This is a genomic window from Micromonospora profundi (genome assembly GCF_011927785.1).
Lineage (GTDB): Bacteria > Actinomycetota > Actinomycetes > Mycobacteriales > Micromonosporaceae > Micromonospora > Micromonospora profundi.
In genome coordinates this window covers 3,448,310-3,463,200 of sequence record NZ_JAATJK010000001.1, presented here as the reverse complement: position 1 = coordinate 3,463,200, position 14,891 = coordinate 3,448,310, and the positions used below count along the sequence as shown (strand labels likewise).

Annotated in this window: 9 protein-coding genes and 1 tRNA gene; 5 read left to right on the top strand and 5 right to left on the bottom strand. The window is 68.6% G+C overall.

The features are described from left to right. The first annotated feature begins 178 nt into the window (after positions 1 to 178). Positions 179 to 252, top strand: a tRNA-Pro gene (locus tag F4558_RS15125). Between the two features lie 116 nt (positions 253 to 368). Beyond that, the gene (locus F4558_RS15120) at positions 369 to 1,325 is read left to right on the top strand and encodes a tyrosine-type recombinase/integrase (RefSeq protein WP_245241921.1); all 957 of its coding nucleotides are present in this window, start codon (positions 369 to 371) and stop codon (positions 1,323 to 1,325) included. A 403-nt stretch (positions 1,326 to 1,728) separates the two neighbouring features. Here F4558_RS15120 and F4558_RS15115 read toward each other — a convergent pair whose 3' ends face one another. Next, positions 1,729 to 5,997, bottom strand: a complete 4,269-nt coding sequence (locus tag F4558_RS15115) for a hypothetical protein (RefSeq protein WP_167944823.1) — start codon at positions 5,995 to 5,997, stop codon at positions 1,729 to 1,731. 192 nt (positions 5,998 to 6,189) lie between these two features. Here F4558_RS15115 and F4558_RS15110 point away from each other — a divergent pair, with 192 nt between their 5' ends. After that, complete coding sequence (locus tag F4558_RS15110) at positions 6,190 to 6,816, top strand: DUF2625 family protein (protein ID WP_312877343.1); 627 nt, start codon at positions 6,190 to 6,192, stop codon at positions 6,814 to 6,816. Positions 6,817 to 6,919: 103 nt separating this feature from the next. On the opposite strand, the gene F4558_RS15105 is transcribed toward F4558_RS15110, so the two are convergent. The 4 genes from F4558_RS15105 to F4558_RS15090 all read right to left on the bottom strand — a co-directional run bounded on the left by F4558_RS15105 (position 6,920) and on the right by F4558_RS15090 (position 12,454). Continuing rightward, on the bottom strand, positions 6,920 to 7,651 hold the full coding sequence (locus tag F4558_RS15105; RefSeq protein ID WP_167944821.1) for a DUF7003 family protein: 732 nt from the start codon (positions 7,649 to 7,651) through the stop codon (positions 6,920 to 6,922). 494 nt (positions 7,652 to 8,145) lie between these two features. Further along, a complete protein-coding gene (locus F4558_RS32440) occupies positions 8,146 to 9,798 on the bottom strand; it encodes an XF1762 family protein (RefSeq protein WP_512699260.1) in 1,653 nt (550 codons plus the stop codon). Next, positions 9,791 to 10,528, bottom strand: coding sequence for a hypothetical protein (locus tag F4558_RS15095; RefSeq protein ID WP_167944819.1), 738 nt, complete (start codon positions 10,526 to 10,528; stop codon positions 9,791 to 9,793). The genes F4558_RS32440 and F4558_RS15095 overlap by 8 nt, the downstream gene beginning before the upstream one ends. A gap of 387 nt (positions 10,529 to 10,915) precedes the next feature. Beyond that, positions 10,916 to 12,454, bottom strand: coding sequence for an ISL3 family transposase (locus F4558_RS15090; protein WP_209273307.1), 1,539 nt, complete (start codon positions 12,452 to 12,454; stop codon positions 10,916 to 10,918). A 437-nt stretch (positions 12,455 to 12,891) separates the two neighbouring features. Between F4558_RS15090 and F4558_RS15085 the strand changes: the two genes are divergently transcribed. Together F4558_RS15085 and F4558_RS15080 are read left to right on the top strand one after the other, a co-directional pair. Further along, positions 12,892 to 13,689, top strand: coding sequence for a hypothetical protein (locus tag F4558_RS15085; RefSeq protein ID WP_167944817.1), 798 nt, complete (start codon positions 12,892 to 12,894; stop codon positions 13,687 to 13,689). A 306-nt stretch (positions 13,690 to 13,995) separates the two neighbouring features. Next, positions 13,996 to 14,274 carry a hypothetical protein gene (locus tag F4558_RS15080; RefSeq protein ID WP_167942854.1) on the top strand — a complete coding sequence of 93 codons (279 nt, stop codon included), beginning with the start codon at positions 13,996 to 13,998 and terminating at the stop codon, positions 14,272 to 14,274. Positions 14,275 to 14,891: the final 617 nt, after the last annotated feature.

Below are 14,891 nucleotides of genomic sequence, written 5' to 3'. Positions count from 1 at the left end.
AAAATGCCGGATGGACGCGCCTTGTCCATCCGGCATTTCTTCACCCCACCCTCCTAGGACGCTGTAGGGGGTGTGTGGTGGTTCAGTGTGCCGAGTTGAGCCCGGTGGGGCCTGTGCGGACGGGCGGCGGGTGCTGCGCTAAGCTGTACCGGCTGTCGCAGGGGAAACCTTGTGGGGGCGGGACGTGGCGCAGCTTGGTAGCGCACTTGACTGGGGGTCAAGGGGTCGTCGGTTCGAATCCGGCCGTCCCGACAGCGAGAGGGTTCCCACAGGTCAGAGCCTGTGGGAACCCTCTTTTTTGTGTTCACGGTGGTTCGTCGAGGTCGAGCACGCCGCTTATCGACCCCTTGACTCGACGGGTGACCGACATGGCTCTACTGGACCTGACCAAGCTCACGACCGACCTGTCCTCGACCTGGGCGGGATACCTGCGGGACTGGGACCGGACGCTGCGCGCGGGCAACTACCCGGAGACGACGCGGTACAACTACCTCCTCGCCGCCGCGCAACTGGCCCGATACCTGGCCGAGCACTCGCCCGACCCTGATGCCGCCGACGCCGCGGAGGACCCCACCGAGGTGACCCGGGGGCATGCTGAGGCGTTTGAGGCGTGGATGATCGAGACCCGGTCGGCATCGACTGCGCTGAACAAGCACAAAGGTCTGCAGCAGTTCTTCAAGTGGTTGCTGGTCGAGGAGGACATCGACCGGTCTCCAATGGATCGGGTTCGACAGCCCAAGACGCCCCAGAAGCTGATCCCGATCATCCGGGACGAGGACACGAAGAAGCTCCTCGACGCCTGCAAGGGCAAGACCTTTGCGCACCTGCGCGACGAGGCGATCATTCGCCTGTACTACAACACCGGGGCGCGGCTGTCGGAGGTCGGCAACCTGCTGCTCGATGACGTCGACCTGAACACGGAGTCGGTGCACTACCACGGCAAGGGTGCCAAGGACCGCCGGGTGCGATTCGGGCCGAAGACGGCCCGGGCCATCAGCCGCTACCTACGGGCGCGTGGCAAGCACAAGGGTTCGGAACTGCCGGATCTGTGGCTCGCCGACCGCGGTGGGCGGAGGTTGGCGGCCAACGGCATCAAGATTCGCCTGAAGCGGTTGGGTCTCGCCGCTGGCGTCGCGAACGTGCACGCCCACCGCTGGCGGCACAATTTCGCCCACGAGTGGAAACGCGCCGGCGGGAACACGGGCGACCTGATGCTGCTGTTGGGTTGGACCTCCGAGGACATGCCCCGGCACTACGGCGCCAGCGCGGCGGCCGAACGCGCCCAGGAGATTCAGGTGCAACTGGGCATCGGGGAAGGGGTGTAGACGCGGGCAACTCGGTCGGTCGATCCGAGTACCGGCTTGGCCGACCGCGTTGCTCTCGTCGTCGATCGGCGGGCTGGGTCGAGGCAGGATTGGGTTCGGCGTCCCTGGCTCCGGTGCAGATTCCGGTAGGGAGCTGCATCGGAGTGGCTGGCCTTCCGCTGATCGGCTGATCGACATTCCCGACCCCCTGTCGGACCGGTCGACGTTCAGATTGGTGACGTTGCGTAACGGGTGGTCTACCAGTGGCGCGCGGCTCGGCGTTCGGATCCGCCGAGAACAGCGCACTCGAAGATGCGACGCCAAGAGCGGCGTGCTGGCCGGCTCGGCCATCGCCTTGGCCGCGAACGTCCTGGCCATCCGCGGCGCGCAACCGCCGCCGGACCCACGCGCCGACCAGAGGTGGTTAAGGCTCGCGCTCGACGAGCGGCAGCCCGATGAGCCGCCGAAAGTCGTCGATGGCTGGCCACGCGAGGTCCGGGTGGGCCGTGATCCGGGACCTGGCCTGCACGAGCCGTTCGACCGGCGGACCGCCTGAGACGGGGCCGAGCGTGGTCACGGTGGACTGCGGATCCTCGGCGAAAGCCCGCAGCAGGGTCGCGGCGAGGTACAGGTATGCCTGGGTCTGCACCAGGATGGCCGAGATCGGGTCGGTCCGCTCCACGGACGGCATGTCAGTGCACGCCTTCTCAAGCAACTCCGCCGTCATCGGCGCCTCGTGCACCTGCACGATCCACCGCACTGCCTCATGCTGCTGGGTGGCGGCTATCTCGGCCGCTCGGACCTGCGAGCGGAGGATGCTCGCAAAGTCGGCCGCCACGAGCTCGATGGCCAACTTGTCAATGGCCCATATCTTGCGCTCCGAGCTGATCGTCGCCAACGCCATCACGGTTCGCAACAGCTCACGCGGTCGGCCTGCGGACAATATATGACACAGCCACAGGTATGGCTCCGGCACGCTGAGGCCGCGCACCTGCAGAAGTTTCCCGGCCTCGGTGACGCTAAGCGACCCGACCGCGATGATGAGGTCGAAGGCGCTGTCGAAGGCGGTGCGGACCCCGAGCGCCCTGCGATCGAACGCCGCCAGCGCATCCTCCGAAACCGCGACCAGGAAGTAGCAGCCGCGGACCCCGAACACAGACTTGAGGTCGTTGATGAACCGCTCGGCGTCGTCCGCCGACCCGATCTTGTCGAGTTCGTCGACCCCGATGATGATGCGCTGACCGCGACGGCGGCGTTCCAGGGCCGCCTCGTACAGCAACTCCCGGAACTGCGCGACCAGCTCCGGGTACGTCCGCAGCTGCTCGGTCCGCTGCACCTGGCCCTCGGCGCTCAGGTCGAGCCCACCGGGAATGGCGAACTTGCCGCCCGTCTTACGCGAGAAGACGGACTGGTAGCGCAGCGTCTGCAGATGGCGCTCCGCCAGGGCCGCTGACGGACTCGGGGCCACCTTGGATCGGTGCCGGACCAGGTCGCGCCAGAGTCGCCACAGCAGTGGCGTCAGGATCAGCAGACCACCGAGGACATACGCCGAGGTCCGCGGCGCCTGCCAAATGGCCACGAAGGCCGCAAGGACCTCAGCTCCGAAGACGACACCGCTGATCAAAACGACACCCGCTAGGACCACGACGGCCGGGAGCAGCGCCCGGACCCGCGACCACCATCGGTGTGCCTCCAAGCGAGCCGCCGGTGGCGCGCCGAGCTGAACGCAGGTCTCGGCGAACAGATGCACCAGAAATTCGCGGCGATCGTAGGTGGTTGGTGCCTGCACGAGCACGAGCACGTCGCCCTCGTCGGCCCGAAAATGCTCGGTGCAATACCGCTGCAGCACCGTGCTCTTACCCGTGCCGCGCGGGCCGCTGATCCCGATGCTGGCTCCCTCAAGCTCCCGCAACACCCAGGCGACGCGACCGCTGGCGGCGTTCTCGACCAGTTGCTCGGTGCGGGTGACATCGCCCAGCCGGCCAGGGTTGAGCACGGGGAGCCGCAACGAATACCCGTCGCGGTTCTGTCGGAGGGTGGTCCAGATCTTCGGGACGATCCAGTTTCTTGCCATGGCCGCTAACCAGTCCTCGCGGGCCTGGCGCGTCGCCTCGTCGTACCGGCGGGTCGAGCGTCCGGGCTCCGGCCATCGCGACGGATCGTCACTACGGAGGCGGTGCCAGGCATCGGCGTGCTGTCGCGTCCCCACCCACAACAGGCCCAACAGTGACGCCGCCACGGCGGCCACGACGACGAGTGACTCCGCCCCCGGGGCGCGCCGGAAGGCCGCACCCGCCAGGATCAGCAACGCCGCGAACGCCAGCACCATGAGGGTCAGACAGGTGGCGACCAGGCCTCGTCGGTCGCGCCGGCCCGCCACGTGCGCGACAACGCCGCCCAGCAAGACCGCGCCGACGGTGACGGCGACGGGCCCGGTCAGCGGCGAGATCCGCAACGACCACAGCGCGTTGCCGAAGCCGAACACGGCCGTTACTGCTGCGACGCCGGCCAGCATCCCGTACGCGCTGCTCCATCGCGCCCAGGTCGGCACCGCCGCCGCCACAAGCTGCCGGCGGGCCTGCCGGAACCGCTCATATTGGGCCGAGCCGCTCTCGAGCACGGCCACCGGGTCCGCGGCGATCTCGCGCCTCACCTGCTGCTCGAGCGCTTCGCGGCGCTCGGCCGGCGCCGGGGCCAGATATTCGATCACCGCGGGCAGCGCGAGGACCTGCACCAGCATCTCGTCGACCACCGCCGCGGCGGGCCCTCGCCGTGCGCTGGCCCGGCGGATCAGCACCTCACTCATCCCAGCGTGGCGGAACCGGTACTCGTGCCCGGCCCGCCGCAGGACTCCGACCCGCTCGGCGTCGGCTAGGAACCGGCCGAGCCGGAACGGCAGCCGCCCTCGACCGGCCAGCCATAACCGAGCGACCGTGTACTGCCCCCACGCGCTGTCGTCGACTACCACCAGGAGCAGCAACAACACAGATAGGGCGATCACCGTCGCCGGTGCGGGAGAAGCAGGCGCGGCCCAGAGCAGCACTCCCCCGAGGCCGGCGGCCGACAGGGCGCGAAGGATCGCGGCGAGCTGGTCCTGTTGCAGCGATCTGGGCGCTGCCGGCGACCGGCGCCGGCCGGTGACCATGACGACGACCATAGTCACGGCGCCGACACCACCCGCGAGGTTCGTCTCGATGCGATGCGTGCTTATGAACAGCAACAGCGACTCGGGTCTGGCCGAGAACACCAGCACCGCAGGGATAATGACAAAGCCGGCGAGCGCTTCGATCGCCGCCCGTCCGAAGTCGCTCCAGCCCAGCCATGCCACTCGACGCGGACCAGGCCGGCGCTCGATCAGGCCGGCCCTCAGGGTCAGCACGATCGCCGCAGCCAGCGCGAGGGCGGGGGCGCCGCTCCCGGCGATACCGGCCGTGGCCGCGATGAGCAACAGGAGACCGACCCAACGGATCCAACCGGCCGCGGCGGCTGGGCCACCAGCGACAGTCGTGAGCCGCCACCAGACGATCTCGCTCGGCGACCGGGCGCTGAGCTCGGCCAGCTCCGCCAGCCAGGTGCGGGCCCGCCCCGGTAGGCGCTCAAGCATCCGCTCGACCAGCAGGCCCTCGGGATCCTGGCTGTCGAGCAGCACGCGCGGATCCGCAGTTCGGCTCGCGAACGCGTCGCGCGCGAGCACCGCCAGCCACGGCGTCGCCAGAGCCCTCGCCAACGATCCGGCCGGAACGGCGGCGATCTGATCGATGACGGGCCGCCAGCGCTCCGCCGTCACCGGATCCTGCCCGGCGAGGAAATCGCCGATGGCGCCACCCGTGACCGGCATCAGCTGGATGACCACAGCCCGGGTCAACGCCGTCGAAGGCAGGTTCGCGAACTCCGTCGTCCGGCAGGTAGCGACGTATCCGGTGCTCAGCTGATCCAGTGCCGCGGCAGCCCTGAGCCGCTCCGTCTCGGGGAGCTCATCCAGCCCGTCGATGAGCGGCAGGACGAGCCCTCGCCGGACGAGTTGCCCCGCGAGTGCGGCCTCGTCAGACACCCCCGGGCCAGCCAGGAATCCAGTGGCGACCAGGGTCCGCACGACGATTGCCTCCGGAAGCTCCAGGTCGGGCTGCCACGAGGCCGCCGCGCACAGGATCGGGATCGGTTGGCGGTCCTTGCGGTCTGCCAGCAACGCGCGACCGAGCAGCGTCAGGAGCGTCGTTTTACCGGCCCCGGCGTCGCCAATAATGATGAGTGGTTTCGGCCGCACTGATGCGACGAGACCGGCCAGGCTTTCGGCATCACCGGCGAGATCAGGATCTGCGACCCAGCGCAGCGGCAGTTCGCGGCCATGACCACCGGTCGCGATGCGCACCTGCACGCTGAAAAATTCCTCGGCGGCAGCGGCCAGCCGCCCGTAGATCGCGTCGTCGTTAACGACAGCGTCGGGCAGGGACCGGGACTTCAGCACGGATAGCGCCAACGCGATCAGCGCGGCCACCGCGCCAGCCACGCTCGCCAGCTGATCCGCCTTCATTAGGTCAATGCTGGCCAGAACCAGTGTTACCGCAACGCCGACGACGGTAAAACCGAGCAGAGCGACGAGCAGTGCCCGGGCGGGTTTCACGCATTCGCTCCTTCGACCGCCGTCGACCTCACGCCGGACAGTATGCGAGACATGAGACCGCTCCGCGGTCATCCGAACGTGTGTCGCCGCTCGTGACCGTTGATCAACAAGCGGTGAAAGGCAAACTCGGTGTCCGCTCATGCCGCCGTCCGTGCGCGCAGGTAGACGACGAGCCGTCACGCTCGGTGTTCGGCGTCTCGTGGAGCCCGGCATCCTGAACTGCCGAATGGTGTGCGGCGATCTGGGCCGAGATAGGGTCCGCGCGTGCGTCCGTTGATCGAGCTAGTCGAGAGCGATGATCCGGCGTGGCCGGAGGTGGAGGCGGCTGCAGCCGCTGCGCCATATCCGGTGGAGGTGCTGGCCGCCGATGCGCGCCAGGCCGACGCGGAGCTGCTGCGGTTGCAGGTGACCAGCCGTTCTTGGCTGGGCGCCGTGGTCCACCGTAGCGGTGGCCTAGTGATCGATCACGGTTGGCTTCGTGTCTTGGGATCGGGCAACAAGCAGCGCCGTCTGGCGAGTCTCGGTGAGATCAACGAAGGCATCGGCGGCGGAATCGTTGTGGCACAAGACGTCTTGGGCGGGCAGTTCGCCTGGGTGGCCCCGGCCGAAGCGACACCGACAATCCGGTACTTCGCCCCGGACACCCTGCGCTGGGAGGACTGTGAGATCGGCTACGGCCAGTGGTTGGCGGCGATGCTGGGCGGAGGCGTCACCGGCTTCTACGAGGAGGTGCGCTGGTCTGGATGGACCGACGAGGTTGCGGCCTGCGGGCTCGACCAAGCTATCCACACTTGGCCACCACCATGGACCCGTGAAGGCAAGGATCTCAGCACGGTGTCCCGCCGGCCGGTACCGATGTCCGAGATGTTGGCACAGATCAGCGACGGGTGATCGAGCCGGATAAAGCTTCGCCCCTCCAGCCTGCTCCGCAACCAATCCTCAGATGAACGCACTCATCTGCCGCGATCCGCGCGCACCGGATCTTGGCGCGCCGTCACAGCGCCCCTGACATTGGCCAGTTGCTCCAGTGCGTGTTTCCCGGGAGGGTCGGCCGGTAGCGGGAGGGGTCGGCGGTGGCCAACACCTCGCCGATCTGCTGGTAGGTCTCGATGTCGCTCGGGCGGACCTCGAATGGCACCCATTCCTGCGGCGATGCGTGGCGCGTGAGCATCTCGTGTATCTGTCGTCGCCGTTCGCGCTCAGGGCTCGGTGGCCGGACCCGCAGAGCGGTGTGGTGCCAGTCGTCCAGGCACAGCACCTGCGGTAGGTCCGCCGGCACGAGCTGACGCACCTCGGCATTCTCGGCCAGCAGAAGATCGCGATACTGGGGAGTGAGGAGTCTGAAGAGGTCTTCCGGAGAGATCGTCGCAGCGGCGGCTACCGGCACGGCCTGCCCCCGAATGACCAATGGCACCTGCCGGTACAAGGCCGCCGCCGGACCGTCCTCGAACAGGTCGGCGAAATTATCGATACGGTTGACGAACCGCCTGTTCCAAGTCTCGTTCGTGCCACTGAGGCAGTTGCCGAGAGCATGCAGCACGTCGACGACGTTGGCAGCGCGTGGGTTGTAACCGACGGTGTCGACGACCAGCGCCCAGCGCTCGGCGTCGCTGAAGGCATGTAGCCGAGCCGCAATCAGATAGCTGTGGGGGTGTTCCGGCTCGGGAAACCGCAGCTGCTCGGCAGCTCGGTCGAACACGTCGACGACAGCCTCAACCCGCACCATGCTTCGGATGATAAGGGCCCGGCAAGCCACGTCGATGACAGTTGATCAATTGCATGGCTCATGTCGATCTTCGCTCGTGTTCGTCCTCCATGCCTCGACTCAGCGTGACCGGACGGCACCGCCGCCCGCGCGGCGATGGGACCCGTGGACAGCCGTCGGGGGAGCCCTCTGCCCTGCCGATCCTTGTACGTCACGGCGTACCTGCCTATGGACTCGTATCTGTACGCCGACGGCGGGACTTGCGGGACCGTTCCGCCAGCTGCAACATGTACGCCGTCCTGGCGTGTCGCGCCATTTCCGCGCGTACATCCGGGTCGAGCAGGCCCTCGGGGTCGACCTGTCGTTCGAAGCGATCGAGGAAGCCCTGCGTCCCCGCTGCCGTGCGGGCGCGGCGGTCGGTCGTTCTGGCCCAGGATGCGTGGGCGGCTATGCGTGCCCGGCGTCGACGCTGCTCCGGTGTCAGCCCCGTCGACCCGGCTGTCCGTTCTTCGGGCTCAGACACGCTCACCGATCCCGACGCGAGACTGGCTTTCCTGGGCGCGTTCGGCGGCTGCGCTGGCGCCGTAGTGCCGGGGCATGTCGTCTGAGGTCCAACCGAGCAGCAGCATCAGGTCGCCCGTGTCGCCGCCGGCGCGCTTCCACTCGTGGGCGAAGTTGTGCCGCCAGCGGTGGGCGTGGACGTTGGCGACGCCGGCGCGGCGGCCGCGACGTTTCAGCATGAGCTTGATGCCATTGGCGGCAAGTGCCCGTATGCCGCGATCCGCAAGCCAGAGCTCGGCAAGGAGTGATCCTTTGTGCTGGGACCGCGCTCGGAGGTAGCGGCTCATGGCACGAGCCGTCTTGGGTCCCAGCCGTACCCGGCGATCCTTGGCGCCCTTGCCGTGGTAGCGGACGGTGTCCGTGTCGGCGAGGCTGACATCGTCAACATGAAGGTTGGCGACCTCAGACAGCCGGGCACCCGTGTTGTACAGCAGGCGGATGATCGCCTCGTCTCGCCGGTCGACGAACGCCCGGCCACGACACGTATCCAGGATGCGTCGCGTGTCGTCGTCACGCATGATCGGGATCAACTTCTGCGGCGTCTTGGGCTGCCGAACCCGCTCCATCGGCGACCGATCGATCTCCTCCTCGTCGAGCGCGAGCCACTTGAAGAACTGCTGCAGAGCTTTGTGCTTGTTCAGGGCGGTTGCGGGTGAGCGTGTCTCCACCATCCACGCCTGGAACTCCTCCACGTGTGCCCGGGCCACGGCAGTGGGATCGTGTGCTGCCTCCGACGTGTCAGGTGCCGATTCCGCGCGATCCTGCAGGTAGCGGGCCAGTTGTGCCGCGGCGAGCAGATAGTTGTAGCGGGTCGTCTCCGGATAGTTCCCGGACCGCAATGACCGATGCCAGTCCTCCAGGAAACCGTGCCACGGAGCGGGCAGGCCAGCGAGCATCTTTCCTGCGTCTATCGGCATGGGGTGACGCTCCAGGTCGGCCTCTTGTCGAGGACCGGCCGCAGGGTGCCGGTGGGCTTGTCGAGGTGGTAGACGAACTGATCCGCCGGTGCGTGCGTGGCTGCGGTGTGGCCGGTCACCGTGGGCCCTGTTCCTCTCTGGCCTGCCGGGGACGCGGTCGGCGGTTTCGGTTCGGGTACGCCAGTCCTCGGTGGTGACCTGCCAATGTGTGCGGGTTGCGTCGCCGGTGCGGCGCGGCGCTCGGTGCCGGCTGAGCCGATTTCGCCCGTGCACGGGAGGCGTTTCGGTGACGACCTTCCAACCCGTGGCCCGTAGGCCGGCGGCGGGCCTGTCGGTACGGATGTAGGTGATCATGCGTTGGTAGCCCATGCGTCGGGCGACTCGCCACGCGGCGGCGAGCAGGACCGAGCACGCGTTGCGTGGCCCGTCGGTCGCCAAGCGGGTGACCTCGGCGGTCAGGCCGTCGTGGTGGCGGGCGTCGGGACGGCCGACCATGGCGACCCCGATGAGGTTGCCGGCGTGGTTGGTCAGTCCGAGGGAAAACGTGTGTCCCTGCGGTCGTTCGAGCTGCTGGTGGTGGGCGCTGATGTAGGCGCACGCCTGTCGGTAGCTGATCGGCCGTACCCGCGGACGGGCTGGGCGGCGACGTGACGGGCGATGGTGGGCGGCAGTCTCCGGCTGGTCAGTCACGGTGGCCTGCTCGTACGACGAAGACCAGCAGGTGCAGGTGAGTCGGTGAGCCGTGCCGACTGGCCGCCGACCGTCCGGCGTCTGCGCTGTCCGCAGTGAGGCCTACCGGTGCGGTGATCGCGAGGACATGCTGGAGGTAGCTCATCCCACCGGCGTGAGCCTCGGGGACAAGCCCGGCCAGGTGCACGACCTCGGTGGGCACCGGTTGGGTCGGACGCTGCTCGATGATGAGGACCGCGAAGCCGTCGGGGGTGATGACCAGCCGGAGGGCACGGAAGAGGTCGGCCACCGCACCGTCGATCGGCGCGGGTCGCGCGAGCGGCTGTGGTCGCGGCCAGCGCAGCACGACCAGGTCGACCTGCTCCGCGGTGTCGAGGCTGGCCAGGTCCGCAGCATGGGTGACAGGGCGGTAGGTGCGGCCCGCGGCAATGCTCTCGTCGCGAACGGTGGGGTCGCCGTCGAAGTCGACCACGGTTGCGCCGCGCCGGCTGTAGAGGGCGATGATCCGACGCGCCAGCAGGCGGCGGAACGTGGACTCGCGGATCTCGCCAAGGGCGCCGCTGCGCCACACCGAGATCCAGATCGGCGAGCCATCGACGATGACGTCGACGTGAAGGAAGTCGCGGTGGTGGCCGAAGGTGGAGTTGTCGGCGGATGGGTCGTGTCTGCTGTCTCGGGACGATGGGTTCGGCCCGCTGGGATTCTCGGGTGTCGCGGAGGATCTGGTCATCGGTGGGTGGCTTCCACACCGGCTGGCCCGTGCTCACGACCACCAAGAGCGGTCGTGACGGCGACTCTGCGGGGGGGAGCAGTGCGTTGGCCACCCAACGGCCACCCAACGGTTGGCAACCTGCTGTCAGGAGGCCCGCCGGGTCGGCCCAACAGCGGGGCGCTGTCACCCAACGACGACGAGATTCGACCCAACGGCGGACGGGTGCCCGGGGGGACTGCTGTTCGGACCACGTCGAACCGTCCGGTCCTCAACCTTGCAGCAGACCGTGCGCGCGGTTGATGCACCAGTCTCCTAGCGGGTCGGCCGCGCCTTGTTGGCAAGGTTTCTGTCAACGCCGGCCGAATTTTGGATCTGGCCCACTTTCCGTGATCGGGATTGACCCGGTCAGCTCAGCAGGACTCGCTTGCGGAGCAGGTCGAGGTTCGCGCGGCCATACATCTGTCGCTTGATCATTTTGATTCGGTTGACGTGTCCTTCGACGACGCCGGAGCTGTAGGGAAGGGTCAGGCCGTTGAGGACGGCGTCGTGGTCACGGCGCAGACCAGCGATGAACGAGTGCAGGTCGGGCTGGTCGTCTGCGGTCACTGCGGTGATCCAGGCATTGAGGCGGTGCCCGTGGCGGCCGGTAAGGATCTCCGCGAACGCGTTGACGTGGTCCGCAACAGCGTTCAGGTGCGGGCAGGCAGCACGGATCGTGGCAAGGCCGACTTGGTCGTCGGGGTGCAGTGCGTCGGGGTGGCGCAGCAACCAGGTGGTGATCCGGCGAACTTTCGGCGGCCGGGGTCGGGCTGGTGGTGGCGTGGCGACAGCTCGTAGGGGTTGCAGGTAGGTGCGTAGGGTGGTGGCACTGCCGCGGTAGCCACGGGCGCGGATCTCGGCGAACAGTTCGGTGGCGTTGGTGATGCCATCGTTGAGGCGTTGGTGCAGGTAGTCGAGGTGGTCGTCGAGGATGCTGGGCCGCCCGGCGCGAGGTTTGGCCAGGAGCTCATCGACACTGCCGGCGCGGGCGAAGCGGCGCACGGTGCCGCGGGCGAGGTCGAGTCGCCTGGTGATCTCCCGGATGCTGTGGCCCTCAGCCCAGAGCGCCTGAACCTGCTCATAACGGCGCCGGGTTCGAGGCACCAACAGTCCCTGCTCTGCCCGTTGGGCAGTGGCATCGACGGCAACCTGGATCAGGTCCTCCGTGGCCGTCAGTGCGGGCTGCGGCGGCGCGGTGGTGAGGCAGCCGTGGTGACGGGCGACGGTCTTCTCGACGTGTTCGGCGAGGTTGTGCCACAGATGCCACCGGTCGGCGACCTGGATAGCCTGCGGCGCTCCGGTGCGGGCGCCCTCGGCGTAGGCGCTGGCGCGATCTCGGCAGATAACCTGCACGCTCGGATGCTGCCCCAGCCAGGTGGCGAGGGTTGCCGCTTCCCGATCGGGTAGCAGATCAATCGGCCGGCGGGTGTCGACGTCGACCAGCACCGTCGCGTAGCAGCGGCCTCGGCGCAGGGCGAAGTCATCCACGCCCACCGCGGTGAGCCTCCCGACCGGCGGGTCGGGCAGGGCGCGGACCAGCCTCAGGACACTGCTGCGGCTGGTCACCAGACCGAGGCGGCCGGCCAGCCGGGCACCCGCTCGACCGGCAAGCGCCAGCCCGATCTTCTCCAGCGTCTGACGAAGCAGCGGACTACGCCGCCCATACCTGCAGGTCAACCCGCTGACTTGCTCGGCGAACGTGCGGACCGGGCAGCGCACCGTGTCGCAGAAGAACCGGCGGACCCGCAACCGGATCTCCACCGGCTGGCCAGCCACCGCGGCATCGCTGAGTCGACGTTCGTAGCGGCTGTGAACCCGCCGGGCCCGACGCCCACAACCGGTACACGCCGCACGACGGGCTCGCGCTCGCGCCCATATCCGCAGACCAGCTGACTGCCGATCCACTCGCTCAACCACGACAGGTGCCAGATGAGGCAGGACCGCAACAAGATCAGCCGATCGCACGACGAACCCTACACAGTGGACTCGGCACCCCGAGCCGGGTCAGTCCTGATCACGGAAAGTGGGCCAGATCCAGATCCAGTTTTCACGCGGCGTCGACAGTTTCTACCCAACACCAGCCAACAGTCCCTTGAACTGCTGGAACAAGCCCTGTCAACAAGCTTCGGCCGCGGTCCAGCGAAGAACGGCGTCCTGTTGGCCAACAGGACGGCTCAGCGCTGTGGCCTGCGGACAACAGTCGTATGTGTACCCGGTTCTTGATCGGTTCTCTGCGGAGTAGACCATCGATGAACGGCAGGCTGTGTTGGGTGCGCGTGTGTGGATGAGCCTCGAGAGCTACCGCCGCCGGCGGCAGCCCGCCGCACACCGGGAGTACCGCGATGCCTTCCTTCTCCGAATGGCCCGAATCTCCGCTGGACTCCGCCCAGCGCGCGTTCGACCTGCTCGTCGACCCGCCCACGACTCTCCAGTTCGACGGCCGCCGGTTCAACGGCTGCCCGGACCGCCTGATGTCTCTGTACGAGCTGAAGCGGTTCCTCCTTGACCGGGACACCTCGCGAGAGGTACGCGACCTGGTGTGGCGGGAACTTGTTGTCCGCTCGCGCCAGGACGGCCCTGGCTGGGGGTTGGGGGCGGTCGGCCTCGCGATGCCCGGCCTGCGGGCCTTGGCCGGTGGGCTGGCGCGGAGTTACCGGGGCGACAGCGACGATATCGACGCGGAGATCCTGGGGACCTTCTGGGACCGCCTCATGCGTCGGGTGGACGTCGATCAGCCGCGGATCCTCCCGCGCATGCTCGACGCTGCCGGGCGGGCGGGCCTGAAGGTGCGGTATGCCGACGTCACCACCGAACCCTTCGACAGTGAGCCGCCTGGGCCACGTACCCCGCTGCAGCCGTGGGATCACCCGGAGTTCGTTCTGGCCCGCGCGGTGGCGATCGGGGTGATCGACGCCGACGATGCCAACATCATCGCCGAGACGCGGCTGGAAGGCGCATCGGTGCAAGCGGCTGCCGCTCGGTGGGGCATCGCGGGACAGTTGGCCTCGCACTGGCGTGATCGGGCCGAGTCGAGGCTGGTCGATGTGATCCGCGCCGGGGAACTCGCCCACGTCCGGCTGCGTTCCCGCCCGGCCAAGCCGGTCCGCCGCACGTCCCTGCGGGCGTGGCCCGGTCAGTGACCGGGCGCCGTTGGGTGACGGTTGGCCACGCGTTGGTCGGTCAGCCCCGGGAAACCGGGCCCAACACGGGCTCTTGGCGGTCACGAGACCGATCACCCCTCCGACACGCCAGCCGGGGTACGCGAGCGGTCTCGGGCGCCGCCCGGTACGGGTGGTGACTCGGTCCGGCTCCAGGTCCGTGCTCACCACGAAACCGAACCCGGTGTGGAAGGAGCAGTGCTTCCACGGTCCCCGCTCGTACGGGCGGCGCCTCCCAACCGCTTTCGAGTACGCCCCACTGAGAGGTGGGGCGGGAGGTGACCACCGATGCGCCGCATCCTGAACCGACTGTCCCTGTCCACTACGACCAACGCCAGCGTCCTGCTCGGCCCGGCTGCGCAGGCCATCGCCGGAGCGCCTGACCTGCTCGCCGTCAACAACCTCCCGACCGTCATCAACAACCTGGTCGTCTGGATCGTCGGCATCCTCGTCGGCGTCCCGTCTTCCTCAGTCCGACGGCGAACCTGCCCGCCCTCGGCCTGCCCGACGACCCAACCGGCACGTTCAACCTGTTCATCATCTGTTGCCTGCTGTTGGCCGTGGTGAAGATCCCCGCCCTGCTGCGCCGCTATGTCACCGGGGGTCAGTCCAACAACGTCGTTGGCGCGTTCATCCGCGTCGCGATCGTGCAGCAGGTCAGTCGGGCCTTGACCGGGGGCCTGTGGCGCGGTGGGCGACAGGCCGGCCTGTCGGCGGCGCGAGCGGCCGCCGGCCAGACCGGCCCCGGGGGACCGGGGACCGGCCCATCGTTGCCGAGACCGACTGGCGGCGGACCACGGCCCGGACCGGTTCCGCGCAGGACCGTGCCGACGGTGGCACCGGCCCCTGCGGAGCGTGCTCTACCGAGGGTTCCGTCCGGGCGGACCCCGGCCACCGCAATGCCCCAACGCATGCCCCGCTGGCGTCGATGGTGGGCCTATACCGACTCCGGCACCGGCTGGCCGGCGGACTCCCCGGCCCAGGGCCTGCGCGGGACGAATCGGCCACCGCATGGGTTCGGAGCGGCGCCGTCGTCGATCGGGCCGGGGCCGGCGGCGGCGCAAACCCCGAGCGGTACGGGCTGGCCGTCGACGGCGGCGTACGGCCCGCGCACCACCCGCGCGTCAGCGGCAGCGCGATCGCAAGCCACCAGCCCTCTGCCGCCGACTCCATCCTCCCGACCG